The sequence below is a fragment of the Perspicuibacillus lycopersici genome, assembly GCF_025660475.1.
In the GTDB taxonomy this organism is placed as follows: Bacteria; Bacillota; Bacilli; order Bacillales; family Caldibacillaceae; genus Perspicuibacillus; species Perspicuibacillus lycopersici.
This window is the reverse complement of record NZ_JAOUSF010000003.1, coordinates 68,298-94,431: the sequence shown is the minus strand read 5'-3', so window position 1 is coordinate 94,431 and position 26,134 is coordinate 68,298. Positions and strand designations below refer to the sequence as shown.

Genomic DNA, 26,134 nt, shown 5'->3' with positions numbered 1-26,134 from the left:
TTCCTATAGGAACTTAATAAATATACAAATAAATATCTAGGCAAATGTGAAAGGGGATATCACAAGTGGCAGAAGTAAAGGTACCTGAATTGGCAGAATCGATAACGGAGGGTACGATTTCCGAATGGTTGAAAAAACCAGGTGATGTTATAGAAAAAGGGGAAACAATTGCAGAATTAGAAACAGATAAAGTGAATGTTGATTTAATTTCTGAAGAAGCTGGAGTTATAAAAGAGCTACTATTTGCAGAAGGCGATACAGTTCAAGTTGGTGAAACAATTGCGATTGTTGGAGAAGGAGAGGCAACTTCCTCGGCACCTGCAAAAGCAATCGATTCATCCGAGACAGAAGCAGTAAAAGAAACTGCTCCAGCCGTACTAGTAGCTGAAGAAACATCGAATGGTAAAGCACCTATCGCTTCACCAGCAGCAAGAAAATTAGCAAGAGAAAAGGGAATCGATTTATCAACTGTTCCAACAGGTGATCCACTTGGAAGGGTAAGAAAACAAGATGTTGCTGGGTATGCAAACACACCAGCGACACCACAAAAAACAGAATCACCAAAACAAGCGACACAAGCTCCAGTCACACCTGGAAAACCTGTAGAGGTAGTGAAAATGTCTCGTCGTCGTCAAACAATTGCTAAACGATTATTAGAAGTAAAACAAAATACCGCAATGCTTACAACATTTAATGAAATTGATATGTCAGCGGTAATGGATTTACGGAAACGTCGGAAGGATGCTTTTTATGAAGCGCATGAAGTTCGTCTCGGCTTTATGTCCTTCTTTACAAAAGCAGTAGTTGCGGCACTGAAGAAATATCCATTATTAAATGCAGAAATTGATGGCGATGAATTATTAGTGAAAAAATATTATGATATTGGTGTAGCAGTTTCAACCGATGAAGGTCTAGTTGTCCCAGTTGTTCGTGACGCAGATCGGAAAAACTTTGCGGAAATTGAAGGCGAAATTTTAAATCTTGCATTAAAAGCAAGAGATAATAAATTGAGCTTAAATGATCTCCAAGGTGGAACCTTTACGATTACAAATGGTGGGGTATTCGGTTCCCTAATGTCCACCCCTATCTTAAATGGACCACAAGTTGGTATTTTAGGAATGCATACGATTCAAACTCGACCTGTGGCAGTAGATAAGGATACAATTGAAAATCGTCCAATGATGTATATTGCACTTTCCTATGACCATCGAATTGTGGATGGAAAAGAGGCAGTTGGATTTTTAGTAACCGTTAAAAAGCTGCTAGAAGATCCAGAGCAATTATTATTAGAAGGATAATGAATGCAAAAAAACATGAAGCCATTGTTGCTTCATGTTTTTTATTTGTCCTTTTAAATACAACCCATTCCTATCTACTGACACAAATTTGTTAAAACTGTTGACTCCCATTAGCGTTATTTAAATTATAATGGACACGTATAAATGGGAGGTAGGAAAAATGGATGTAGTCGATAGAGTATATGAGGAATTAAAATTTGTAATTGATCCAGAATTTGGCCTCAATATTGTCGATATGGGACTTGTGTATGATGTCCATATTCAAGCGGATAAACATGTAATCGTAACAATGACTTTTACCACTCAAAATCACCCTTTACAAGATACAATTTGTAAAGGAGTTCAATTTGCGGTATTAACGATTGAAGATATAAAGGCAGTAACGATAAAGGTTGTTTGGAGCCCTACATGGAATGTTAGAATGATGAATAATCAATGGAAGGAGCTCCTTATTGGTTAAATCAAATGGTGAAAGAGCGACATGTTTTACACCATTCCACAAACAATTGGGGAGAACTATTGATTTCTCGGCCAATCATTTTTATAATAATAGGAGAAAAAGGAGTTGAATGTAATGATTCATAATAACTGGACGAAACGTGAAACAATTAAGCGAGTTAAATGTGTACATACAAATGCAAAAAAATATATGGTGAATCGCGTGTTAACAGAAGGCGAAATTTATGATGTGAAAAATGAAACAGAAGAATTTTATTTTGTTATGGATAACACTGGACAAATTGGTGGGTATTATAAAGAATACTTTGCAGAAGTATAAAATAAACTATTGAAAATTCCTAACATTCTGTAGGAATTTTTTTATGCGTTAAAAACCTCACTTTCTACATTATTCTTTAATAAAAGAAAAGACTACCACTATTAGGGGTGGATGAATATGTACGTATATCAAGAAGAGGAGATTCATCAGTTAGATAAAATCGCAGCATCTAATGGTTTATCTACAAATGCATTAATGGAAACATCTGGTCGGAGTCTGTATTTCGAGCTCACGAGGCTTGTGAGCATACGTCAGTCAATATTAATTCTTGCAGGTAAAGGCAATAATGGTGGAGATGCTATTGTGCTTGCAAGGTATTTGCTTCAAAATGGTTATCAGACAGAACTTGTATTTCCGATGGGATTGCCGAAGTCTGAAGTAGCAAAAGAACATTTTCGATATTATCAAAGTCTAGGATTTCCTTATTTGGAAGAAATTCCGAAAAAACAAACGTACGATGTGATTATCGATGGACTGTTAGGGGTTGGTACAAAACTCCCATTGAACGATACAATGATGAAGATAGTGAGTTGGTGTAATAATCAACCGTCCCTTCGGATAGCGATTGATTTACCGACAGGTGTTGTTGCAAATTTTGGTGAAGTAGAAACCGCCTTTCAAGCAGATTATACTTTTTCGTTACATGGTTATAAGCCATCAGCCTTTTTGTTACCTGCTTCCGCATTTTACGGGAAATCGAAAGTGTTGGATATTGGGCTACCTCATCCTTCGCAATGGAAAATCTGGAGTGAAGCTGATTTTACAAATACATGGAAGACTAGAAATAAAGATGCCCATAAAGGAACCTTTGGCACTGGCTTATTGTTAGCAGGCAGCGATGAAATGCCTGGGAGTGCATTATTGGCAGGACTTGCATCAATGAAAATTGGAATTGGCAAGCTTATCATTGGAACGACACCTTTTGTGGCTAGTATCATTGCTTCTAGACTACCAGAGGCAACTTATTGGTTTAATGGTTTAAATAAACTACCTAATGGAGACTGGCCAGTTGGCGTAAAGGGAATTGCAATAGGACCAGGATTAACCGATACGCTTCTTGTGGAAGAAGCAATAAAAAAAATATGGGAAACAAATATTCCAGTCATTTTAGATGCAGGAGCACTACAAAAGCGGGAATATCCAAAACGGAATGCACCAACTATAATCACACCACATCCAGGTGAATTTAGTAGAATAACAGGGTTAACGACAGCAGAAATTCAAAAAAACCGATTGAAGCTAGCAAGTGATTATGCACAGGAACATCAAGTAATCGTTGTATTAAAAGGAGCAAATACAGTAATCGCCTTCCCGGATGGCAGTGGGGTTATCAATATTACGGGTAATCCAGCGTTGGCAAAAGGAGGAAGTGGAGACACTTTAGCAGGCATGATTTTAGCGCTTTTATGTATGGGGGAAAATCCCAAAATAGCGGTAGCTAATGCCGTGTACTTACATGGATTATGTGCAGATGAACTAGTAAAAACGAGGAATGAAAATACAATCGTGGCAAGTGAGCTTTCGAATATTTTAGGTGAATTAATATATACATTAACACATAACATTTCATAATTTGTATTTATCCGTGTATACGGATGTAAGGTTTAGAACAAATAGATCGTAGGGAGAAAAAGTAAATGTGGATTTTTATCGGTTTAGGTGGTGTCATTGGAAGCTTGATTCGATACGGTGTCAGTGTTTTGGCGGGTCAATGGACATATGGAGGTTACCCAATGGCAACGTTTAGTGTTAATGTTGTAGGATCCTTTCTATTAGCACTATTTGCAAATTCATTTTCTATGAAATTCCAGAAAACAAAATACTATGCTGGTATAACGACTGGAATCATTGGTTCGTTTACAACCTTTTCGACATTTAGTCTGGAAACCGTTCAATTAATAGAAAATAACCATCTGTTCATTGCTACTATTTATATTTTGTTGAGTTTTATTTTCGGGATTGGTTTTGCTTACCTTGGAAGGAAAACAGGAAAACGGCTGTTTCAAGCTAACCGATCTTTAGAAAGGAAATGAGTATTTTTTATGAGTTATTTCTATGTTGCTGTTGGTGGGTTTCTAGGGGCAATTAGTAGATATTATTTGAGTACATATTTTAATCGAAAATCGCAAGGAATGCTTCCCTTTGGTACATTGTTCGTGAATATTGTAGGATCCTTTTTATTAGGATTGTTATTTGGAATTGCTGGCGGGACGAATAATTATTTGCTATTTGGTACTGGTTTTATGGGGGCGTTTACTACTTTTTCAACGTTTATGGTAGAAGTGCTTACTATTAATGAAGGGAAGCTGCTAGGAAAAGGATTTTTCTATATACTTCTATCGGTTGTAATTGGTTTATTTTTTGCGTTCATAGGATATTCAATCAGTGACGGATAAAAAAACAGGATGCCTTTGATGAGACATCCTGTTTATAATGTTTATGATGCGCGCTTCGCTGGAAAAGGTAGTAATTTTGCTCGGATTAATCGATTTCTGACAGTAATTCCAATGACAGCCGCAAGATATGCTTTTAATAAACCAACAATAATAAATGGATAAAAGCCAGAAGAAAGTGCGCTAGTCCATGAAAGGTTTGCAAAATATTTCAACCAGATTGTGCCAAAAATTAATGTAATAATCATCCCGATGATATTAGCGATGAAAGCATTTGTAATCCGAAAGGCAGTTTTTTCTAGAATTATTCCGGTAATAATCGCACAGGGTATGAATCCGATAATAAATCCACCAGTAGGTCCTGTAAGTGCTGTTAGCCCAGAATGAAAGTTTGTAAAAACAGGTAACCCGATTGCACCCATTAGACAATATAATATAACGGCATAGGAACCATATGTGGATCCAAGGATTGTTACAGCAAGTCCAATCGCGAGTGTTTGACCGGTAATTGGGATTAATGGTAATGGAATTGTAATCTGAGCAAGAATACTAATCATACTAGCAAATAGAGCAACATTTAGCATCATGTGTAAACGGTGGTTCTTTACGGATTTCAAAAAAATCACTCCTTTTATGTAAACTTAAAATAAAATAGGTTAACATATAATGATTATACTAAGCTTAAAAAAGAAATGTCAATAATAGAAATAGATTTTTCAGAAAAGCAGATTGATAGAAAATATTGATTACAAACCGCTTTTCTACAATGAAAAAAGACTTAATCCCCTTTAAAGAAAATTAAGTCCTTTTGCTATTTATTGGAAAATAGAAACAAGGTCTTACAACAGGTGCCATCGGCAGGAAGGTCTATTCTTCGTAACAAATAATCGGTCTACTTTACCATAAGAAGTCTAAAATTTCCCCTTTAAATAAATTTGTATCGATTGTACATTTTTCGGCATCAATCCCATATTGCCAGCCATATAATTTAGAACCTTCTGGAGCAACTCCAGCAAATTTTGGTGCTTTTTCTTTCGATGTGATACCTTCATGCGGATATGCAGTCCAAATGATAACAGACTTATTGATTTGATCATTTTCGGCAGCTGCATCTGCATACTCATGATATAAATCTCGATCTTCTGTAAATACCCCATAAATTCCCGGTTTATAGGAAGAATTATTAATTTCCTCCATCCAGCCTATAATAAATGCTTTATTCACTGGATAATCTGGTTCTATATCTGCGAAAATTGCTTTTCCTTCTGGCACACCTAGTTCTTCTGCAAGTTTAATAGCTTCTTTAGCTTGTTTTACTCCATTATCATAGCCAGTAGCATCGGTAAAATGATTATAAATGAGTAATATTTTTATATTTTCATCATGTAATAATTTTATTTCATCCTTGTCTAACCCAGTGGAAACATTATCCTTCGTTCCTAAATAACGTCCCCACACTTCTGGAGAGCCGAAATTATCCTTCACACAAACGAATAAATCATTATTTGTATAACTTGCAGAGTCTACTCCCCAAATAATTTCCGGTTTGTCTTCCTTAGGTTTATCCTCCTTTTCATCTCCACCATTATTTCCAGTATTATTCATAGAGTGAAAAATCACCATAATAGAAAAAATTGGTATTAGAAATAGAAGGAAAAGCGCAACCCATTGAATGATTAATCTCAAACGTAAATTGGACATTATCTCACTCCCTTCCATGCATCATATTCACGAATGCATGAAAAGGTATTAAGGAAAATGCCTATCTCCAAGTTTCCAATTCTTGCTATGAAAAATAGAAGAATGCAGTTTTAGATTGGAAAAATTCCCCTTCATTCTCAATCTATTCCTTCATAACTTTTCCCATTTTATGAAAGACTATGACTACAACAAAAAAAGAGGTGATAAAGATGCGTTATGACAATTCAAAAAAGCTAGCAGGGAAGCATTATGCGCATGATATGAAACAAAATGATGATGAATTATCACAAGGATTAAGCTTAACCCATGAACAAGTGTCTGATAATTATATGGAAGGCACTATTGATGGAGTAATTGAAAAAGAAAATGGGAAAAGTGTGCCGTTGAAAGATCTTTAATTTTTAAAAGACATGGTATTGTAGTATATATTAGGACTGTTTTAAAAGAAGGCTGTATTCCCAGGATTGTTGTTATTTCATGAAATAGGTTTTTTAAATGAAACGCTTCAAGCAACTGAATACACGAAAACCCTCGAAAATCGTTAAGTGTCAATCGTAGGACGTACAACTGTAATGCAATTACTAATCACGATAAAGGAAACATGACGAGCTTGCGAGTCGATGTTGACTTATCGTACCGATGGTTGGTGAAGTTTACTTGTCGAAAGTAAGCCTCCGCTTGCCTCTCGCCGCTAGCCAGAATGGTGTATGGAGTGTATTTATTTAGTCTGTAGTCTTTTTAGAAAAAGCAACAATCTATACGAAAACAGCCATAAAGAAAGAGGTACTGTTCTGTTATACTGGTACCTCTTTTTTAAATGAAGATTATTTGTTTGCAAGCAAAGAAAATAGCCCTAAAAATAGGGTAACGTATCTTTAGCCTTTAATTTCATTCACTAACTACAATATAGGCAATCATTGGTCCATGATGCTCGTAATCCTGATGGGAATGGCAAATTAATCGATAAGTACCAGGCTTGTCAAATTGAAGCGGAACGACTGTTTCTTTTCCTTTCATTATTGTACCTTGAATATTGGTTCCTTCAATGGAAAAGGGATGTTCTTCACCATTCACACCAAAAATTTTCAAACGAACTTGTTCTCCGGTCTTTACATTAATTGTTCCTGGATCAAAGCGGTAGGCTTCAATTTCTTCTCCGTCTTCAGTTGAGGTAGTAAATTCCCCAGTGACTAAATGAATCTCACGGACTTCTTGGGCATTTGTTACATTAAATGCGGGAGTAACCTTTGCTTGGAAGGAATACCATATAAATGCTGCCAATAAAAACAATACAACAGCTATCACCTTTACAATTGATTTTCTCGTTACAACAAAAAAATTCACGTCTTCACCTCCAAATCCTTAATACTATAAAATATGCAAGGAAGATGAAGTCTTGTCCTATTTCGATAAATTTTTATTTTGCATGGTTGATAATATGACTTGAAGGGGGGCTTCTTCCATTTTACTCATTTCATACAGATACAAGGAATGATAATACTTGCTTAAAACCTTTGGTTCAAACAAGAAATTTAAAATTTCCTCTGTAACTCCACCGGCACTTTGCCAATGCTGACTTTCATGGATAATCCCTAAAGTACGTAATTCGTCAAAATTTATTTCTTCTTGTCCAGGTAGTTTATCGTAAATAAAAATCGGGATTTTTTTCTGAATACATTCCGTTATTGTTACACCACCAGGCTTTGTAATAATTAAATCTACCTGGTTATAAATTAAATCCATTATTCTCCGGGATTGAATATATGGAATAGGTGTTAAATGTTTCGAATGAAGTTGTTTGATTCGATTATATAACGTACGATTTTTTCCACAGAGAATAAAATAATGAATGCGTTTATGATGCTGTAAATTGTTGATTAGCTTCTCAAGATTTCCTGCCCCCATACTCCCCCCAGATATTAAAATATTTGCTTTAGATTTTGGCTGTTCTGGAATTAGGGGACGCTTTTTTAATAATGGATGTACTGGAATTCCCGTGAAATGAATTTGCTCCTTATGGACGTTTTTACTTAATAAGAAATTTTTCATTTTTCCTGTGGAGACGAAATGTCCGTCAATTTCTTTTATGCCCCAGCCGCGATGAATGAAAAAGTCTGTATATATATTAAATACAGGAATAGAAAGCTTACCTGCCTGCTTCATTTTGCTTAGCAGTCTTGATGGAAGGGCATGAGTACAAACGATACAATCTGGTGCTTTTGATTGGATGATTTGCTCTAGCTGCCGTTCAAAAAATAGCTCATATAAATAAAAATCCTTTTCAATATCTATATTTTTCCAGACCATTGTACGGTAAAGGAAGCTATATGAGCTAGGAAAGGTATGGATCCATTTTAAATAAAATCCCGATAGAAGCTTTTCTAATACTCCGTAGCTATAGGAGAATACATCGACTTTTTCACATTCAATGGTAGAATCATGATTATGAAAATGTGAGATTAATGCATCTGCTGCTTGTTGATGCCCTGATGGTATTTGCATAAAAGGTAAAAATAAGACCTTTTTTATCATGGGACTACTCCTTTATTAGTGACTAGTCATTACTTTTCGATCAAAGCTAATGGCTTCTTGCTGCATATGTTGTTGCAAATGTTTTGTGAGTAAAATATCTTTACTAATAAAAATATAAGCAGGTTCACTCGTTTTTTTCTGATTGTGCTGCAAAATACTTAAAGATAGTAGGTTTATTGGTAGAAATGCTAGCCATTTCATTTTTCTATATACGCTATTTTGAATGGCATGGGTTTCAAAACCGAGGCGATTATTCCCAAATTTTAAGGAAGTTATCCCGATAATTCCTTTTATTTGTTCTTTCTTTGGATGATTTTGTACATAATTTGCTAATTCTGGGAGGGACTTTTTAATGGAATGGTAAAATAATTTCCCTTTTTGAAAATCATCTTGAATTGATAAAAGTTCAGAAAGTAATTTGACATTATGTAAATGTATCTTTATTAATAGATCATTTTTATGAATCGTTGTTCCATCAGCTAATGTGACATTATAGCCTTTATATTTCGTGAGTCGGACACGAAATATATTTTCTCCATTTTTGATATAGGTAAGTCTCGAAAAAAAATAATAAAATGGGTCAATCAGCCGCCAGCACAATAAAATTAAATTACGCATAAAAGCAAACACCTTTCTTTCCAAGTATTCTTCTAAAAAAATTTTTTCAGTCATTATTGTAATGAATCTGTTCGTATTATGTTCATTGTTAAGTAAAGTATGCCTTATTTTCGATTGTTTTCCGTGCGCATGAAATTACTATTGTTGCCTACTATAAAAATGCTGTAGAAATTTATGAGGGAGGTGAACAAGTTGGCAAAAAGAAAAGCGGATGCATCGACTATTGGACTTAATCCATCCGAAACAATAGGACAGGGAACAACCAGCGAAGAAAAAGGAAAAAAGGCTTCCTCAGCCAGAAAAAAACAAAAGCGATATTAGGATAGTCATTTGAGAAGAAACGGAAACTGCAAGTTAGTTTCCGTTTTTCTTGATTTGAAGCATAAATAAAGGGATATTGGGATAAATGGAGTCAAATTGGATTAATACAATCCAAACGATATGATATGATATTTTTATCCAATTCTTCCAAAGGATGAGTGATGGAATCGTGGATATACATATTTTGCAATCCCTTACTTGATTGATAAAGAAAAACTTATAGGAACATAGGAACGGAAAGGGCGGAATAACATGTGGAAAGAATTTAAGGAATTTGCGATGAAAGGAAATGTTCTTGATTTAGCGGTCGGTGTTTTAATCGGGACAGCATTCAATAAAATCGTGAGTTCTTTAGTGAATGATTTAATTATGCCGATATTTGGTCTTTTTATTGGGAAGGGTGATTTTTCTGAATTACACTTTAAACAAATTAAATACGGAAGTTTTATCCAATCAATATTAGATTTCTTAATTATTGGATTTTCGCTCTTCATTGTCGTAAAAGTAATAAATAAAATAAAGACTTTTCGAGAAAAAGAAGAGGCAGCTGAAAAGAAGGAGGAAGCTAAAAATATTTCCATGGAGCAACAATTATTAACAGAAATTCGGGATTTACTAAAAGAAAGAAGTAATAGTCAGGGACATGAATAATGAAAAAACAGTCCACATTTTTTGCGGACTGTTTTTTAACAATGGAAAAATTATTCAGTTTCGTAGCTTTTTACTAATTCATCTACTAATGTACCAACATAGGCAACTGCTTGGCGAATCGGTTCCGGAGTAGACATATCGACACCTGCTTTTTTCGCAAGATCAAGAGGGGATAGTGTTCCACCGGATTTTAATACTTCTAGCCACTCATTGCGAACTGGTTGCCCCTCTGTTTTCATTTTTTCTGCAACGGCAGTGGATATCGTAAGTCCTGCAGAGTACGTATAAGGATATAATCCCATATAGTAGTGTGGCTGGCGCATCCAAGTAAGTGCTGCACCTTCATCAATTTCTACTTCTTCTCCCCAAAATACTTTTAAAATATCACCTTTTATTTTCGTAAGTGCTGTAGCAGTAATTGGATTCCCTTTTTCTGCCCATTCATATACTTCGCGTTGATAAGCTCCTTCTAAAAGATGGGTAACAAAATTGTGATAGTACGTTCCTAAAAGCTGTAAAATAACCCAACGACGCATTTCGTTACTGTCCGTTTTGGCAAGGAGATGCTGTGCTAATAACAGCTCATTCATTGTCGATGGAGCCTCAACAAAATACATCGATGGTCGAGTATTCACTAATCGTTGATTATGACCAGCTAAATAAAAATGTCCAGCATGACCTAGCTCATGGGCAAGAACGAATGCGCTTCTCATAGAATCTGTCCAAGTAATTAAAATATATGGATGTGCACCATATGGACTAGAGCAAAAAGCACCAGTTGATTTTCCGACATTATCAGCTAAATCTACCCAACGCTCTGTTAAGCCTTTTTTGATGATTTCCGTATACTCTTCACCCATGATCGATAATGCATCTAGTAATATTTCACTAGCTTCTTCATAGGTTGTTGATGGATTGAATTCAGAATCAAGTGGTGCTTTTAAGTCACAAAATAATAGTTTATCCAATCCAAGTATTTCTTTCTTTAATCTCGCAAATTTGCGCATATGTGGTGCGAGTTCATTTTTAATGATATCTAGTTGATTATTGTACATAACCTTCGTTACTTTTTGCGGTTGTAATAGCATATCCGTAACGGAAGGATAGTTTCTTAGCTTCGCTAAAGTTACTTGTTTCTTTACTTCTGTTGCGTAAGCAGTAGCAAACGTATTTTTGTATTGCTTTAATGTGTTTACAAAAGATTCATATGCTTTTCTACGGATCGAGGTACTGCTAGAAATTTCATACTTATCTTCATACAAAGCAAATGACATTGGCAACTGTTCGCCGCTTTCAGCAGTAATCGAAGCAAACTCCATATCTGAAAGCTTACTGCGATTGTAAATGGTATATGGTGCACTATGTACTTCACTTAATGCAGCTAATACTTTTTCGGTTTCAGCAGAAAGTGTATACGGCTTTGTTACAAGTATATCATCGAGTAGTAAACGGAAATCGGCCAATTTCGGTTGCTCAGATAAGCAACGTTCCACTAATCCGTCCTCAAGCTGCAATATCTCTGATTTTAAGAAGGAAAGCTCCGAATTTAACTGTGCATAGAAAGAAGCGACCTTTCCTGCATCCGCTTGAATGACCGGATCGCTTCCGTCCGCAGAATTTCGTAAGCTAGCATATGTTCCAACTAAAATAACACGACGTTGTAATGCTTCATAGTTTTCTAAGCAAGCGAGTAATGTATCGGCACTCTCACCTAATTTTCCGGCATAATTAGTTACTGATGGAAGAGCTTCTATAATTGCTTGTAATTCTGACTCCCATGCTTCGCGAGTAGGAAATAAATCCGTTAAGTCCCATGTTAAGTGTTCTGGTACCTCACTTCGTGCCCACCGCTTACTAGCAGTATTTGTTGTCATAGACAATTCCCCCTTTTATCCATGCGTTCGAATATTTCGAGTCGCTAATAAAAAATATTATACAGGAGAATTATTGTTTGTACATCTATTTTTACAAATTTTTAAATAAATTAGTAAAGATAGAATTTAAATTTTTATTCCTATTTTTGTACTATTTGTAGCTGCGATTACGACTAAACTTTATTCGATTTTTTCTGCTTGTACTAGATTTGTTGTTACAAATTCTATAAATTGTTTTAGTTGTTCTATATCAGAGAAGAACGCTTGAGCCTTTTTCGCATCTCCGCCACCTTTACCAGAAAAAGCAGCTGCATGATTTTTAATTATTTGACCACAGTGCAAAGGGCTTGTCCCGTTATGTAATAGAAGTATTTTGTTTTCTAGTGTGGAAGCAAAAACAACCGTTTTATCACTTTGATTGGTTATATTTCGTGCAATTATTTCCAGTTCTTTTATCGAGTACTGATCAAAAATAGTAGAAATAAATGGACCATCCTCTTGCTCGGATAGTAATTTTTGAGCAATTTCATAGGAAAGTTCCTCAAATAAAGCATTATATTTCTGGCTAGCTTCTTTGTTATCGCTTAGTAGCTTTTCAATTTTTTCTGGAAGCTTCTCGGGCGGGGAGGATAATCGATTGGCTATGGAACTTACCCATTCATTTTTTTTCGAATAATCCTTCAGTAACCGCATGCCACAGCTGAAAAATAGGCGTACATGTCCGCGATGCTTTTCTGTTTTCATGAGCTTCAGTAATCCAATTTGACTAGTTGTTTGGACATGTGTTCCACCGCAGGCATTGTATTCAATACCTTCAATTTGCACAATGCGAAGCTGTTCATGACCGCTCGGAACCTTACGGAGGGCATATTTACTAGCTTCGTTCGTATTTATATAAAATACATTGATTTTTCGGTTTTCATAAATATAATCATTCACTCTTGCTTCTATATTAAGTAGCTGTTGTCGAGACAAAGAAGGAGTATTCAAGTCAATGGTAGCTGTATCATTGCTTAAATGAAAGGAAACCGTTCCGATATCATAAAGTTCAACACAAACTGCTGATAATAAATGTTGCCCACTATGGTGCTGGGTATGTTCAATTCTGCGTTCTTTATTTAACGAGCAATTTACAAGTGTACGATTAGGTTTTTCGTTTAATATATGGATTACTTCATCCTGTTCTTTCCTAACAGCTAGGACTTCTATTCCATCAATTGTTCCTAAATCGCATGGTTGCCCACCACCTTCTGGATAGAAGGCAGTATCTTTCAAGGTGATTTCCCAAGTGCCATTTTTATTTTCGGAAGCGGTTATTTCTGTTTTCCATTGATAGATGAATGGATCTGTATAATATAATTTATTCGTCAACTAAATCATCCTTTCGACTATGTATTTGTTCATTATATAATAGGAAAAAGATTTCGAAAATATAATTGACAAGTTGTATAGAAGAAAATCCCTATCCATCTATTATCGAAGCGACAAGTGTTGTTTGCCTCAAATAGGGGATAGGGAAAAAAAAGAAGTGTTATTTTTTCACTGCCTCTAATATCCAAACAAATGGATTCTTTTTCGTGAAATGAACAGTAAAGTTTTCCAATTGAAAAAATTCTTCGAGAATAGGTAGAGTAGTATAGTACTCGGTTTGTAAATCCTCTGCTAACCGGTGAAATTGATTGATTTTTGCTTGATCAATCATTTCCTGCTTTGCCTGGTCGGAAACAAACATTGTATCTGCAAAAACAATCTTATTCCCAGTACTTAACATGTTTGCGTAGCGTTTAATTGCAGTTTGTTTTTCTTCATCTGTTAAATGGTGAAAGGCATAAGTACTTACAATTGTTTCGATGGGTTCGGAAATTTTCGGGTAAGCCAAAAAATCGCCTTCCATTATTTGCAAATGAGGTAGTTTTTGTTTTGCAATTTTGCGCATTTCTTTTGATGGTTCAATTCCAATTACTTTATGTTCACGATTAAGTAATCTTTTCGTTAAATTTCCAGTACCAACACCAAATTCTAGTACAGATCCTAGAGATAATTTTGCCACTTCGTCTAAAATTTCCTCATAGTTACTAAAAACTTCTTTATATTGTTCATCAGTTCCGTATACTGTATCATCATAGGTTAATGCCCATTGGTCAAATAGTTGATCAAATTCTCGTCCCATCATCATTTCCTCCAAAGGCTTTCAAATTTTAAAATCAAATTATTCCTATCTGTATAGTATGAATTAACATTCCTTTTGTCAATCTCTGCACTGTTTATATTGTAAGTGATTAGCTTGCGATGGATAACTTCATTCGTACTAAAAAAATCTGCTAGTTTTTCCTCTTCTCTTTTGAAATAGGAATCTAAGAAAAAATTAAATTTTGACAATGGATAGTAAAAAACATACTATATTAGTAGGATTTAAATTGAGCTATTATTGGAGGTATTTCAATGCAAGTGAAAAAAATGAACGTCGAAAGTTTTAATTTAGATCACACAAAAGTAAAAGCTCCTTATGTCCGGCTAGCAAGTGTTAGTGAAGGAGCGAATGGGGACAAAATCTATAAATATGATGTACGCTTTTGCCAACCAAACAAAGAGCATATGGAAATGCCAGCACTTCATTCTTTAGAACACTTAATGGCAGAACATATTCGTAATCACCATCAAACGATATTTGATGTTAGTCCGATGGGCTGCCAAACTGGTTTTTACGTATCGATTATTAATGATGGGGAGTTTGACTCCTTTTTACAATTGCTAGAAAAAACGTTAACAGATGTTGTTCATGCGACAGAGGTACCAGCTTGCAATGAAGTCCAATGCGGATGGGCTGCAAGTCACAGTCTTGAAGGAGCACAAGCAATTGCAAGTAAAATGCTAGAAAATAAAGCAGCATGGCCACATGTATTTGCATAAAGGATTGAATGACTCGTGACATATTTTGAAAATGTTCAACAGCTTATCGGTCAGACACCATTAGTGAAAATTCAAAAAAATCCATTTCAAGAAAAAGTTACGATTTATGCCAAGCTAGAGTATTTTAACCCAGGTGGCAGTATTAAAGATCGACTAGGTAGGATGCTTGTAAAGGATGCTATCCATCAAAAGAAAATTTCGCAAAATGGTACAATCATTGAACCTACAGCAGGGAATACCGGTATTGGGCTTGCAATGGCAGCAATCCAAACGAATATAAAGGTGATTTGTGTCGTGCCAGAAAAATTTAGCCAAGAAAAGCAAGAATTGATGAAAGCACTTGGTGCAACAGTGATAAATACACCATCAGAGCTAGGGATGACTGGTGCGATCCAAAAGGCAAAAGAGCTTCAATTGGAAATACCAGATTCCTTCTGTCCAATGCAATTTGAAAATGAAGCGAACCCAAGAGCCTATTATGAATCTCTTGGTCCAGAATTAATCCGTGATTTAAATGGCAATGTCGATATATTTGTTGCAGGAGCTGGAAGTGGAGGAACATTTGCAGGCTGTGCGAAATATTTAAAAGAATATTACCCAAGTACAAAAACGGTTATTGTTGAACCACAAGGATCAATTTTAAATGGTGGAAATGCTGGAACACATGATACAGAAGGAATTGGTCTTGAATTTATTCCGCCATTTTTGGACGAAAGCTATTTTGATGCAATATACACGATAAAAGATGTCGATGCCTTCCAAAGAGTGAAGGAATTAGCAATCAATGAAGGAATGCTAGTAGGTAGTTCATCTGGAGCAGCATATGAAGCAGCACTACAGGAAGCAGCAAAAGCTGAAGCTGGTTCAAACATTGTGGTAATTTTTCCAGATAGTAGTGAACGATATTTTTCGAAGCATATATACGATTACAAATAACTTTTCACAAAATATAGGAGGAGACGCAAATTGCGTAAGAAAACAGTAATGATTCACGGTGGTATTTCCGTGGATAAAGCAACAGGTGCGGTGTCTATCCCTATTTCCCATGCTAGTACCTTTAAACAAGATGGTATCGGAAATTTTAAATATGAATATGCCAGAACTGGAAACCCAACTCGCGAAGCATTGGAGCAGTTAGTTCGCGACCTAGAAGGTGGTGTTGCTGGATTTGCATTTGGATCCGGAATGGCAGCTATTTCCTCTGTTATGCAATTATTTTCCAGTGGAGATCATATTATTGCAACCGATGATGTATATGGTGGGACATTTCGCTACATGACAAAAGTAATGAGCAAATATAAGATAGATGTTACTTTTGTCGATACAAGTGACAAGGATAAAGTCATTGCTTCTATTCAACCGAATACAAAAGCAATTTATATTGAAACACCAACGAACCCGTTATTAAAAATTACCGATATAAAAGCGATTGCTGCTATTGCTAAAGAGAACGGATTATTGACAATTGTCGATAATACGTTTGCTACACCATATTGGCAAAATCCGATTGCCCATGGTGCAGATATTGTCGTTCATAGTGCTACCAAATATTTAGGTGGACATAGCGATGTAGTAGCAGGTATTGTTGTCGTCAATAGTGAAAAATTAAAGGAAGATATTCACTTTATTCAAAATTCTGTCGGAGCAATTCTCGGACCACAGGATAGTTGGTTGCTTATCCGTGGCATCAAAACGTTAGCGATTCGCATGGAGGAAATCGAACAAAGCAGTTCTAAAATTGCGGAATTTCTACAATCACATCCAAAGGTACAAAAAGTATACTATCCTGGTTTCACAAATCATCCGGGTCATGACATTCATAAACATCAGTCGAATGGCTTTGGCGGTATGATTTCCTTTGATATAGGTAGCTCAGAATTAGCAGATCAATTGTTAGCGAAAACAGAACTATTCACGCTAGCAGAAAGTCTTGGCGCAGTGGAAAGCTTAATTTCTTTACCGGCAAGAATGACCCATGCTTCTATTCCAAAAGAAAGAAGAGAGGAACTAGGTATTACAGAAGGACTACTACGAATTTCTGTTGGCCTAGAAGATGTAGATGATTTAATAGAAGATTTATCCAATGCTTTACAATAAGCGAGGAGCTGTCCTGTTGGGCAGCTTTTTTCCTCATAAATTTACATTATCACGAACGTTCGAAGGGATATCGGAGTGTATTTAGTCTGTGCAGCTTCTTTTGTAACAACATTCGATAAGAAAACAGTTAAATAAAAAGACGAATTCATTTTGAATTCGCCTACATTTTCAAAAAGAAATAATAGAAAATGTATTATTTTGCACTTACAGATTTCTTTCCCCAATGTTCACTAATAAATTGATCTCTTCCGGATTTTGCTCGATCTTCTTCATATTCTTCAGGATTTTTCTTATAAAAATCTTGATGGTAATCTTCTGCAGCATAAAACGGTGCGGCTGGTAAGATAGGAGTTACAACGGGTTTAGAAAAACGACCACTTTTATTCAAATCTTCCTTCGATTTTAATGCGATTTGTTTTTGTTTTTCAGAATGATAAAAAATAGCAGTGCGATAGGAGCTTCCACGATCATGGAATTGTCCTTCTGCATCAGTTGGATCAATTTGTTGCCAGTAAATATTTAAAATTGTTGGGTAAGAAATGATATCTGGGTCATAAGTAATTTGTACGACTTCATAATGTCCAGTTGTTCCTGATTTTACTTGTTCGTAAGTAGGGTTTTCAATTTCACCGCCTGAGTAGCCAGAAATAACGCTTTTAACCCCATTCCATTTATCAAATGGCTTTACCATACACCAAAAACATCCGCCAGCAAATGTAGCTTTTTCCAAATTAGTATCCATTAAACCAACTCCATATAATAATATTCCGAAAATAGATTTATTAATTAGTAAACAATATAAATTGTACCATCAAAAACCAAATATGCAATAAATTTATTTCGAATACGTAGTAATTACCGATTTAGAAAAACAAAATTTATGGTAAATTGAATAAAATTGGAGGAAATTACTCAATCTAATCATGAATAAAAAGGAAAGGAGGATATTATGAAGCATCTACGTGCCCTTCTCTACAAGTTTGTCATGATACTTGCTGTTTTATCGATTATTTTAGGTTTTGTTTATGGAGTATCTTTTGGAGAGATCTTAACCATCAGTTTGATTTTAACGATTGCAGCATATGTAATCGGTGATTTGTTTGTGCTCCCAAAGGCGGGAAATTTAACTGCAACGATTGCAGATTTTGGACTTGCATTTTTCGGTATTTGGTTATTAGGGAGTATGTTTATTGATGAAACGATAAGGCTAGGTGTAGCAAGCTTTCTATCTGCAGTATTAATTACTGTTGGAGAAATCTTCTTCCATGCGTATTTAGTACGTAGTGTTTTAAATGAACCAAAGGATCGGAAACCATCCGTAAATTACCGCACAAAGGCAACACCTGCCTATCAAACAGAAATGGCAGAAGAAACATATCCTGAAGTGAATACTGGAGTCAATACTAAAAAAGAGGAAAAAGAATAAGGAAAGGAAACAGATCTCGGTCTGTTTCCTTTTTTCCTTATGAATTATTGGCTAATGTAGGGGAACCTATTTTCTTATTCGTGATTTGCTTCATAATATTTTGTATCGCTTTGTTACTATTATTACTTTTCCCTTTAGACATGCTGTATACTGCTCCGCCAGCAAGACCTAAGCCTAATAAGGAAAATAACCATTTGTTTCGACTTTTTTTTCGTTGGTTTGGTAACATCGCCATTACTTTATTTACATTCATTGTTCTCATCAATCGCTTTGTATTCATAGGTTTCACCTCTTTAACAAATTTTTATTGCTTCCCTTACCTTGCTTATTTTTTAACAAATGAACAATAGTATGCGAGGAATTCCCATCAGAATATGGTGGAAACAGGGAATCGATGATAAAACTGGATTGGTTCTTTGTTTTCTATGCTACCTGTATTATACGTGGCAAATTCATTTACCATCAACTCCCACTATATAACTAATTAGTTGTCCCCTATACTGTAGGAAGTAGGGGGGAAACAAATGAATTTATATTTAGTCATTACGGCAATTGTCATCATCAGTATGTTGTTTTTTAAAGCTTATCAAAACACAAAAAAAGTGAATATACAATCCATCGCAATCCCTCAAACGAATAAACTTATAAATAAATTAACCATTTTTCATTTATCTGATATACACTTGGAAAATATATCTGTAACGCCAGAGGAAATTGTACTAATGGCACAAAATCAACAGATTGATCTTATTGCTTTAACAGGGGACTTTTTAGACAGGAAACGAACAATTCCGAAGCTAGTTCCGTATATTCAAGCATTAAAACAATTAAATCCTCGCTATGGAATGTATGCAGTTTTTGGAAATCATGATTATGTATTAAAAGGAAACCATTTTGCACAATTAAAAGATGTATTGGAATCTAATGGATGTATCACATTGCAAAATGAACATATATCGTTAACAGTGGATGGAGATATAGTAAATATTATTGGTATTGATGATTATAGTACGAAGCGCAGTAATATTAATGATTCTTTTCGAGATTTGCAAGAAGGATATAATCTTGTGTTAACGCATGATCCAAATGTCGTGTTAGAAATGCCGAATATTCCATTCGATTATTTACTATCTGGACATTTCCATGGCGGACAAATTCATTGGCCAAAACCGTATCATTTAGCAAAAATGGGGAAGCTTGCGAGACAAAAGGTAATTAAAGGGCTGCATTATCATAAAGGGAAACCATTTTATATTAGTGAGGGCTTAGGGCAAACCGGATTAAATATCCGTGTCGGTTCTAGACCAGAGGTAACCTTCCATCAAATTGGGAATCAATCAAGTCAAGGATAGTCCAGTCCTTGGCTTTTTTGTTATAGACGTGGTGACTTCAATAGAATAGATTAAATATCCAAATTGCAAACTGAATATAGGAATAAATGATACGTAAACATCTTTCATAAATGTACATACTATATAATAAGATAAACAATGGACAAGCGATTCGACAAAATCGCATGTTTCGAACAATTTCTACATATTTTATCGAATTTTGCGCTTGCCTAGGAAATAATATTCAAAAGTTTTTGGAAATATTCATGAAGAAATCTCCTCAAATTGACAATTATGTTTCCGGGCAAAAGCAACATACTAATTATATACTAGTAGGAAGGAGCGTCATCTATGCTAACCGAAAGTCAAATATCTACCTTCCGCTCCATATTACAACAAGAAAAAGCAGAAATTGAAGAACGCTTTCGTTCAAATGATCATTTTGATTTGAATAAGGGCCATTACCATGAATCAGTAGGTGAATTATCTAGTTATGATAATCATCCTGCCGACGAGGGAACCGAATTATTTGAAAGAGGAAAAGATGTTGCCCTAAATGAGCACGAACAAAATCATTTGAAAAATGTAGAAAAAGCATTGCATGCAATAGAGGAAGGTACGTACGGTACATGTGAAGTATGTGGGAAAGAAATTCCATTTGCGCGTTTAGAGGCATTACCAACTACTACTTATTGTAAGGAACATAGCCCAGATCAAGTAACATCTCATGAACGACCGCTAGAAGAGGGAGTTTTAATGCCACCATATGGTAAGTTTAATTTTGATGATTCTGCAGATGAGGGTCTTACCTTTGATTCAGAGGATTCTTGGCAGGAGGTTGCTTCATGGGGAACTAGTGAAACACCACAGGATTTTGTCGATCCTCCTGAGCATTACAATGATACAAATATCGAGTCCGATGAGAATATAGGGTATGTAGAAGATTATGAAAACTTCGTTGGGGTAGACATGTATGGAAAAAATGTGACGGTCTATCCTAATCGTCAGCACAATTTATATGAAGAGGAACTAGATGAAGAGGGAACAATGACTATTTTTGGTGATTTGCCACCTTCAGAAAGAGAACCGTATGTAGAAGATTAACCAATATAGACTGCTAATTATGAGCAGTCTTTTTTTTTGGATAAAACTTGATGCATAACATGAACGGTGGGCTTCTTTCGTATGATAGTAATAAAACTTGTACGAAAGGGTAGTGGAGAATGAACAAATCACTAGGAATAGCTTCACAAGGAATTTCTAAACAAACACAAAAAATACTTGTTTTTATTGTAAAATCAGATAATCATTCATTTCGACAAGGAGACTTTTTCGTTATTGGAAACGAAAAAATGGAGGAAGAGGCATTATTTATTCAAGATTATCTAGAGGAAAATAATCATATCCATGTAGAAAATAGCAGGTTTTTAACAATTAAACACAATCATGATACTAATAGTTTGCTGTTATACATTCAGCCAATCACTGGAAAACTACAGGATTACTTTGATTTATATCAGCAACTTGTAGCCCAGGGACAATCGATATTATTCATTAGTAAGTGGGCAGAAAATAAAACGAAAGACGAATATTTGTTTATTACAGAAGAGGGAAAGCGATTTGGAAGTTGGGCAGGGGATATTCCATTTGAAATCAAACATATTCCTTTTCGGGCAAATCCATTCGAAAAGGTGATTGGTGCAAAGCAATATGAAGAAGAACAAATTTTTTATTATTTATTTTGGCCGAATCCCCGCTTGTTTCTAATTGGAGCCAATCGATTCACACAAGCTATCTCACAATATGCTGCAGATATTGGATTCAAACCAATCCTTGTCGATGAGCGGGAAGCAATTTGTACAAAAAGCCGGTTCCCTGCTTGTATCCAGTTTATTAACGAGGAAATTGCAGAAAGTATAAAAAGAATTCAGTTCCGATCATATGATTTTGTATTATTTACTGCTGAGGTGATACGTCAAAACAGTATTGCTAGTTACAGATTGGAACGGCCATATTATGTTGGACTCCCTGCAAAGAAGGGAAAGCTTCGCCAATTATTAGGAACAAGATCCATCCCGAAAAATATAAATCCGTTAGAATTTCCGAACGAGCTTAGTAAAAATGAAGTTGCTGTCATGATTGTGGCGGACATGATTCGAGCAATGAAACATATAAAATAAGATATAAGTTAGCAACTGGAAATTTAAAGGATTGCTTCAGATTGTCGACAAAAGGCATCGAGAGGATGTCTTTTGGCATTTTTAAATGGAATTGCGGTTGAGTCCTTTCAAGCAAGTTGCCAAGTCCAATTTGCTAATTTTTTCAAATTCATGGCAGCAAACGTAAGCATCGCTGCATAGACAATTTTTTAAGACCACGTAAATACGATTGTGAGGATTTCTAATTATGCACAATCATTTGGTTGGTTTGTCCACATTCTGACGCAATCAAAGGATTGTTTTTTTGGCTGTGGAGAAATGAGTGATATTAATTAATAAAAGGAATTATTAATAATGAAAAGAATTTTCAGTTATGATAAACTAAAATATATTTCGTGAATCTAAAAAACTAAAATGAGGGATCTTTGGATGTTCCATTCTAGATAAAGAATGCTGCAACTTTAGATGGTGGGGGAAGTATTAATATGAAAGTTATGTCTTTGATAAAGCCTTACCGAATCGCAATGATTATTGCGTGGATTTTGATGTTGATTGAACTTATGGTGGAATTAGTTTCCCCGCTTTTAATGGCAAAAATAATTGATGAAGGAGTATTACAAGCGGATCTTCATACGGTTACTGTTTTGGGATTGGTATTAATTGGGATTAGCTTACTCGCATTTGCTTCAGGGATATCAAACTCATATATTGCTTACTATGCAGGGCAAAATTTAGGATACGATATTCGGAAAAACGTATATGCGAAAATTCAAAGATTGCCATTTTCAAGCTTGAATCAATTTCCTACCTCCTCCTTTATTACGAGGTTAACAAATGATGTTACGCAAATCCAAAATGTGCTTTTCATGAGTTTACGGATAGCATTACGATCTCCACTACTTATCATTTTTGGTACCGTTATGGCATTATTTGTTCATGCAAAGCTTGCCCTTATTTTTGTCGTAGCGATTCCGCTATTAGTAGTGTTTTTAATTTTTATTATGAGAAAAGGATTTGTCTTCTTCCAATCGGTTCAAAAAAAATTAGACCGTGTCAATAGTGTGATGCGTGAGAATTTAATTGGCATTCGGTTAGTAAAGGCATTTTATAATCGCTCGTTTGAACAAAATCGATTTGTTACAGTAAATCGTAACTTAAAAAATACGACGATGAAGACACTACGTTTTATCGAATTAACAGCACCATTGTTGTTATTGTTGATGAATTTTTGTATTGTTCTAATCCTATGGTATGGAAATCGGGAAATGTCCTTTGGCGGTGCCCAAGCTGGAGAAATCGTGGCAATTGTTAATTATGGGACAAGAATTACCAATGCATTATCAATGCTAACCTTTATTATTATGGCATTTTCTCGTGCGAAAGCATCGAGTGACCGAATAAATGAAGTGCTGCAAATGGAAGAAGAAGTAGATGTTGAAGCTCAAGATTCAGCAAATGCGACTTTAAAAGGTGCAATCGAGTTTAAAAATGTTAGCTTTCAATATTTTGAAGATCACGCCAATGCGATTTCGAATCTATCGTTTTCTGTTCAGGCAGGTGAAACAGTTGCTATTTTAGGCGCTACAGGGTCAGGAAAAACCTCACTTTTTCAATTGATACCAAGACTTTTTGAAGCGAAAGAAGGGGAAGTCTACATCGACAATCAAGATGTTCGTCGCTTTCCTGCACAAGTACTGCGCCAGCAAATTGGCTATGTACCGCAAGAGTCCTTTCTCTTTACAGGGACGATAAAAGAAAATATTGCATGGGGGAAACGAGAAGCTACTATGGAGGAAATAGAACAAGCAGCACAGGATGCACAAATTCATGATTCCATTATGCAATTTCCTAAACAATATGATACGATTGTCGGTCAAAAAGGTGTTAATTTATCAGGTGGACAGAAGCAGCGACTGTCGATTGCTCGAGCATTAGTAAGAAAACCGAAAATATTGTTATTAGACGATAGTACAAGTGCATTGGATTTGAAGACGGAGCAAAAATTACTAGAGGCTATTAGGGGATATGACTGCACGATGTTAATTATTACCCAAAAAATTACTACGGCACAGCATGCAGATTTAATATTGCTTCTAGATGAAGGGGAATTAATTGCAAAAGGTACACATGAAGAACTACTATCGACATCTTCTCTATATCAAAAAATATTCCAATCTCAAAATAGAGAGGAGCGAAAAGAAAATGCCACTGCAGCGAATAAATAACAAAAAAACGATCGAGCAAACAGATGGGAAAAATGTAAGCTTCGACACTGTGAAGAGATTATGGATGGAGCTTTCCAATAAAAAAGGATTATTAATTTGTGTCCTATTGCTAGTACTAATCAATGCCCTTTTAGGTATTGCCGGTCCCTTCTTGATCGGAAAGGCGATTGACCAATTTATTTACGAGAAAGTATCATCTGGTTTAATTCCATTATTAGTAGGATTAGCTAGTGTATATTTTTTCTATTCGTTAACGACCTTTTTACAAAACTATTGGATGATTGGAATTGCACAGGAAACCGTCTTCTCTATGCGGAAGCGCCTATTTGAACATTTTCAAAGCTTACCGATCTCTTTCTTTGATAAGCGGCAGCATGGGGAACTAATGAGCAGGGTAACAAATGATATGGACAATGTAAGCTCTACTTTAAATAGCTCTGTTATCCAAGTGTTCTCAAGTGTTTTAACTCTTTTAGGAACCATTTCGGTAATGGTATATCTTAGTCCACTTTTAACATTAATAACGTTAATCATAGTGCCATTAATGTTCTATGGTATGAAATGGATAACGAAACGAACAAGTAAATTGTTTAAAAAGCAACAACGTTATTTAGGTGACTTGAATGGATTTATTGAAGAAACAGTTTCCGGTCAAAAAATTATCAAAACCTTTTCCCAAGAGTCCTATGTTATGGATGAGTTTCTCGAGAAGAGTACAAACCTACGGAAAGCAGGTTATTGGGCACAAACATATTCGGGATTTATTCCTAAATTAATGAATATGCTTAACAACTTAGGCTTTGCTATTATTGCCTTTGCTGGTGGGATATTTGCTATTCATGATATTGTTACGATTGGTGTCATGGTAGCATTTACAGAATATGCTCGTCAGTTTACAAGGCCGCTAAATGATTTAGCCAACCAGTTTAATACACTTTTATCAGCCATTGCTGGTGCGGAAAGAGTATTTGATATTTTAGATATGAATATTGAAGAAAACGATGAAGCAGATGCCAGTGACGTAAATGCCTTTAAAGGAAAAGTGGAGTTCACAAATGTTAGCTTTTCCTATGAAAAGGATGGCAACACAATAACAGACGCCAATTTCCTTGTATCTCCAGGAGAAACAGTCGCATTAGTTGGACCAACTGGTGCAGGTAAATCAACAATCATCAATTTACTATCCAGGTTTTATGAACCGAATCAAGGAACAATTACGATTGATGGAATATCTATTCAACAAATGACGAGAAAAAGTTTACGGAGAGCAATGGGGTTTGTACTTCAAGACGTTTTCCTATTTGAAGGTACGATACGTGAAAATATTCGTTATGGTCGCTTAAACGCAACAGATGAGGAAGTAATCGAAGCAGCTAAACAAGCAAATGCACATAAGTTCATTAGTAGACTTCCAAATGGATATGACACAATGCTTAGTCAGGATGGAAGTGGGATTAGCCAAGGACAAAAGCAATTATTATCGATTGCAAGGGCAATACTTAGAGACCCGAGTATTTTAATCTTAGACGAGGCAACTAGTAATATCGATACTGTTACGGAAATTAAAATTCAAGAAGCATTGCAACGACTAATGAAAAACCGTACAACGTTTGTTATCGCCCATCGATTAAATACTATCCAACACGCAAACCAAATTTTAGTGTTACAAGCAGGAAAAATAATCGAAAAAGGAAACCATGAAACATTACTTACTAAAAGAGGATTTTATTTTAGCTTATACAATAATGGAGAAAAAGAAGTAGGATAATTTGATTGTCGACGAAAGGCATTGGGAGACGTTGAACTGTACCCGTTGAGTA

28 protein-coding genes are annotated in these 26,134 nt (G+C 35.5%); 18 read left to right on the top strand and 10 right to left on the bottom strand.

Going from position 1 to position 26,134, the window contains the following annotated elements:
- Positions 1 to 65: 65 nt before the first annotated feature.
- From odhB to crcB, 6 genes are all read left to right on the top strand, one after another.
- Positions 66 to 1,298: a 2-oxoglutarate dehydrogenase complex dihydrolipoyllysine-residue succinyltransferase gene (gene odhB, locus OEV98_RS08475; RefSeq protein ID WP_263072836.1), complete on the top strand. Its 1,233-nt coding sequence runs from the start codon at positions 66 to 68 to the stop codon at positions 1,296 to 1,298.
- A gap of 160 nt (positions 1,299 to 1,458) precedes the next feature.
- A complete protein-coding gene (locus OEV98_RS08470; RefSeq protein ID WP_263072835.1) occupies positions 1,459 to 1,758 on the top strand; it encodes a metal-sulfur cluster assembly factor in 300 nt (99 codons plus the stop codon).
- 114 nt (positions 1,759 to 1,872) lie between these two features.
- A complete protein-coding gene (locus tag OEV98_RS08465) occupies positions 1,873 to 2,076 on the top strand; it encodes a DUF6501 family protein (protein ID WP_263072834.1) in 204 nt (67 codons plus the stop codon).
- A 117-nt stretch (positions 2,077 to 2,193) separates the two neighbouring features.
- Positions 2,194 to 3,648 carry an NAD(P)H-hydrate dehydratase gene (locus OEV98_RS08460; RefSeq protein ID WP_263072833.1) on the top strand — a complete coding sequence of 485 codons (1,455 nt, stop codon included), beginning with the start codon at positions 2,194 to 2,196 and terminating at the stop codon, positions 3,646 to 3,648.
- A 65-nt stretch (positions 3,649 to 3,713) separates the two neighbouring features.
- Positions 3,714 to 4,109: a fluoride efflux transporter FluC gene (locus tag OEV98_RS08455; RefSeq protein ID WP_263072832.1), complete on the top strand. Its 396-nt coding sequence runs from the start codon at positions 3,714 to 3,716 to the stop codon at positions 4,107 to 4,109.
- A 9-nt stretch (positions 4,110 to 4,118) separates the two neighbouring features.
- Positions 4,119 to 4,472 carry a fluoride efflux transporter CrcB gene (gene crcB / locus OEV98_RS08450; protein WP_263072831.1) on the top strand — a complete coding sequence of 118 codons (354 nt, stop codon included), beginning with the start codon at positions 4,119 to 4,121 and terminating at the stop codon, positions 4,470 to 4,472.
- Between the two features lie 41 nt (positions 4,473 to 4,513).
- On the opposite strand, the gene OEV98_RS08445 is transcribed toward crcB, so the two are convergent.
- Positions 4,514 to 5,056, bottom strand: coding sequence for a biotin transporter BioY (locus OEV98_RS08445; protein WP_263073543.1), 543 nt, complete (start codon positions 5,054 to 5,056; stop codon positions 4,514 to 4,516).
- Between the two features lie 310 nt (positions 5,057 to 5,366).
- Positions 5,367 to 6,170 (bottom strand): glycoside hydrolase domain-containing protein, encoded by an 804-nt coding sequence (locus OEV98_RS08440; protein WP_263072830.1) that lies wholly within the window; start codon positions 6,168 to 6,170, stop codon positions 5,367 to 5,369.
- Between the two features lie 209 nt (positions 6,171 to 6,379).
- Between OEV98_RS08440 and OEV98_RS08435 the strand changes: the two genes are divergently transcribed.
- Positions 6,380 to 6,568 (top strand): YozQ family protein, encoded by a 189-nt coding sequence (locus tag OEV98_RS08435; RefSeq protein WP_263072829.1) that lies wholly within the window; start codon positions 6,380 to 6,382, stop codon positions 6,566 to 6,568.
- A 490-nt stretch (positions 6,569 to 7,058) separates the two neighbouring features.
- Here the strand turns inward: OEV98_RS08435 and OEV98_RS08430 are convergent, their stop codons facing one another.
- The 3 genes from OEV98_RS08430 to OEV98_RS08420 are packed head-to-tail and all read right to left on the bottom strand — an operon-like array spanning position 7,059 to position 9,320.
- A complete protein-coding gene (locus OEV98_RS08430) occupies positions 7,059 to 7,514 on the bottom strand; it encodes a cupredoxin domain-containing protein (protein ID WP_263072828.1) in 456 nt (151 codons plus the stop codon).
- A 57-nt stretch (positions 7,515 to 7,571) separates the two neighbouring features.
- Positions 7,572 to 8,702 (bottom strand): MGDG synthase family glycosyltransferase, encoded by a 1,131-nt coding sequence (locus OEV98_RS08425; protein WP_263072827.1) that lies wholly within the window; start codon positions 8,700 to 8,702, stop codon positions 7,572 to 7,574.
- Between the two features lie 15 nt (positions 8,703 to 8,717).
- Positions 8,718 to 9,320 carry a YkoP family protein gene (locus OEV98_RS08420; protein ID WP_263072826.1) on the bottom strand — a complete coding sequence of 201 codons (603 nt, stop codon included), beginning with the start codon at positions 9,318 to 9,320 and terminating at the stop codon, positions 8,718 to 8,720.
- A 183-nt stretch (positions 9,321 to 9,503) separates the two neighbouring features.
- On the opposite strand from OEV98_RS08420, the gene OEV98_RS08415 reads away from it, so the two are divergent.
- Both OEV98_RS08415 and mscL read left to right on the top strand, forming a co-directional pair.
- Entirely contained in the window at positions 9,504 to 9,641 is a 138-nt protein-coding gene (locus OEV98_RS08415) for a YuzL family protein (protein ID WP_317633811.1), read from the top strand.
- Between the two features lie 252 nt (positions 9,642 to 9,893).
- Positions 9,894 to 10,292 carry a large-conductance mechanosensitive channel protein MscL gene (gene mscL / locus OEV98_RS08410; protein ID WP_263072823.1) on the top strand — a complete coding sequence of 133 codons (399 nt, stop codon included), beginning with the start codon at positions 9,894 to 9,896 and terminating at the stop codon, positions 10,290 to 10,292.
- Between the two features lie 50 nt (positions 10,293 to 10,342).
- On the opposite strand, the gene pepF is transcribed toward mscL, so the two are convergent.
- From pepF to OEV98_RS08395, 3 genes are all read right to left on the bottom strand, one after another.
- Complete coding sequence (gene pepF, locus OEV98_RS08405; protein ID WP_263072822.1) at positions 10,343 to 12,166, bottom strand: oligoendopeptidase F; 1,824 nt, start codon at positions 12,164 to 12,166, stop codon at positions 10,343 to 10,345.
- Positions 12,167 to 12,346: 180 nt separating this feature from the next.
- Positions 12,347 to 13,537: an alanyl-tRNA editing protein gene (locus OEV98_RS08400; protein WP_263072821.1), complete on the bottom strand. Its 1,191-nt coding sequence runs from the start codon at positions 13,535 to 13,537 to the stop codon at positions 12,347 to 12,349.
- 160 nt (positions 13,538 to 13,697) lie between these two features.
- Positions 13,698 to 14,336, bottom strand: a complete 639-nt coding sequence (locus OEV98_RS08395) for a class I SAM-dependent DNA methyltransferase (RefSeq protein WP_263072820.1) — start codon at positions 14,334 to 14,336, stop codon at positions 13,698 to 13,700.
- Between the two features lie 272 nt (positions 14,337 to 14,608).
- Here OEV98_RS08395 and OEV98_RS08390 point away from each other — a divergent pair, with 272 nt between their 5' ends.
- The 3 genes from OEV98_RS08390 to OEV98_RS08380 are packed head-to-tail and all read left to right on the top strand — an operon-like array spanning position 14,609 to position 17,173.
- Positions 14,609 to 15,076 carry an S-ribosylhomocysteine lyase gene (locus OEV98_RS08390; RefSeq protein ID WP_263072819.1) on the top strand — a complete coding sequence of 156 codons (468 nt, stop codon included), beginning with the start codon at positions 14,609 to 14,611 and terminating at the stop codon, positions 15,074 to 15,076.
- A 15-nt stretch (positions 15,077 to 15,091) separates the two neighbouring features.
- Complete coding sequence (locus tag OEV98_RS08385) at positions 15,092 to 16,012, top strand: PLP-dependent cysteine synthase family protein (protein WP_263072818.1); 921 nt, start codon at positions 15,092 to 15,094, stop codon at positions 16,010 to 16,012.
- Positions 16,013 to 16,042: 30 nt separating this feature from the next.
- A complete protein-coding gene (locus OEV98_RS08380) occupies positions 16,043 to 17,173 on the top strand; it encodes a bifunctional cystathionine gamma-lyase/homocysteine desulfhydrase (protein WP_263072817.1) in 1,131 nt (376 codons plus the stop codon).
- A gap of 193 nt (positions 17,174 to 17,366) precedes the next feature.
- On the opposite strand, the gene msrA is transcribed toward OEV98_RS08380, so the two are convergent.
- Positions 17,367 to 17,915 (bottom strand): peptide-methionine (S)-S-oxide reductase MsrA, encoded by a 549-nt coding sequence (gene msrA, locus OEV98_RS08375; RefSeq protein ID WP_263072816.1) that lies wholly within the window; start codon positions 17,913 to 17,915, stop codon positions 17,367 to 17,369.
- A 207-nt stretch (positions 17,916 to 18,122) separates the two neighbouring features.
- Here msrA and OEV98_RS08370 point away from each other — a divergent pair, with 207 nt between their 5' ends.
- Positions 18,123 to 18,599: a YndM family protein gene (locus tag OEV98_RS08370; RefSeq protein ID WP_263072815.1), complete on the top strand. Its 477-nt coding sequence runs from the start codon at positions 18,123 to 18,125 to the stop codon at positions 18,597 to 18,599.
- 37 nt (positions 18,600 to 18,636) lie between these two features.
- Here OEV98_RS08370 and OEV98_RS08365 read toward each other — a convergent pair whose 3' ends face one another.
- Positions 18,637 to 18,879, bottom strand: a complete 243-nt coding sequence (locus OEV98_RS08365; RefSeq protein ID WP_263072814.1) for a hypothetical protein — start codon at positions 18,877 to 18,879, stop codon at positions 18,637 to 18,639.
- A 244-nt stretch (positions 18,880 to 19,123) separates the two neighbouring features.
- On the opposite strand from OEV98_RS08365, the gene OEV98_RS08360 reads away from it, so the two are divergent.
- The 5 genes from OEV98_RS08360 to OEV98_RS08340 all read left to right on the top strand — a co-directional run bounded on the left by OEV98_RS08360 (position 19,124) and on the right by OEV98_RS08340 (position 26,082).
- Positions 19,124 to 19,951, top strand: coding sequence for a metallophosphoesterase (locus tag OEV98_RS08360; RefSeq protein ID WP_263072813.1), 828 nt, complete (start codon positions 19,124 to 19,126; stop codon positions 19,949 to 19,951).
- 330 nt (positions 19,952 to 20,281) lie between these two features.
- Positions 20,282 to 21,034 carry a TraR/DksA C4-type zinc finger protein gene (locus OEV98_RS08355; protein WP_263072812.1) on the top strand — a complete coding sequence of 251 codons (753 nt, stop codon included), beginning with the start codon at positions 20,282 to 20,284 and terminating at the stop codon, positions 21,032 to 21,034.
- Between the two features lie 119 nt (positions 21,035 to 21,153).
- Complete coding sequence (locus tag OEV98_RS08350) at positions 21,154 to 22,110, top strand: Rossmann-fold NAD(P)-binding domain-containing protein (protein ID WP_263072811.1); 957 nt, start codon at positions 21,154 to 21,156, stop codon at positions 22,108 to 22,110.
- Positions 22,111 to 22,574: 464 nt separating this feature from the next.
- Positions 22,575 to 24,314: an ABC transporter ATP-binding protein gene (locus tag OEV98_RS08345; RefSeq protein WP_263072810.1), complete on the top strand. Its 1,740-nt coding sequence runs from the start codon at positions 22,575 to 22,577 to the stop codon at positions 24,312 to 24,314.
- Positions 24,292 to 26,082 carry an ABC transporter ATP-binding protein gene (locus OEV98_RS08340; protein WP_263072809.1) on the top strand — a complete coding sequence of 597 codons (1,791 nt, stop codon included), beginning with the start codon at positions 24,292 to 24,294 and terminating at the stop codon, positions 26,080 to 26,082. Before OEV98_RS08345 ends, OEV98_RS08340 begins: the two co-directional genes overlap by 23 nt.
- Positions 26,083 to 26,134 lie beyond the last annotated feature (52 nt).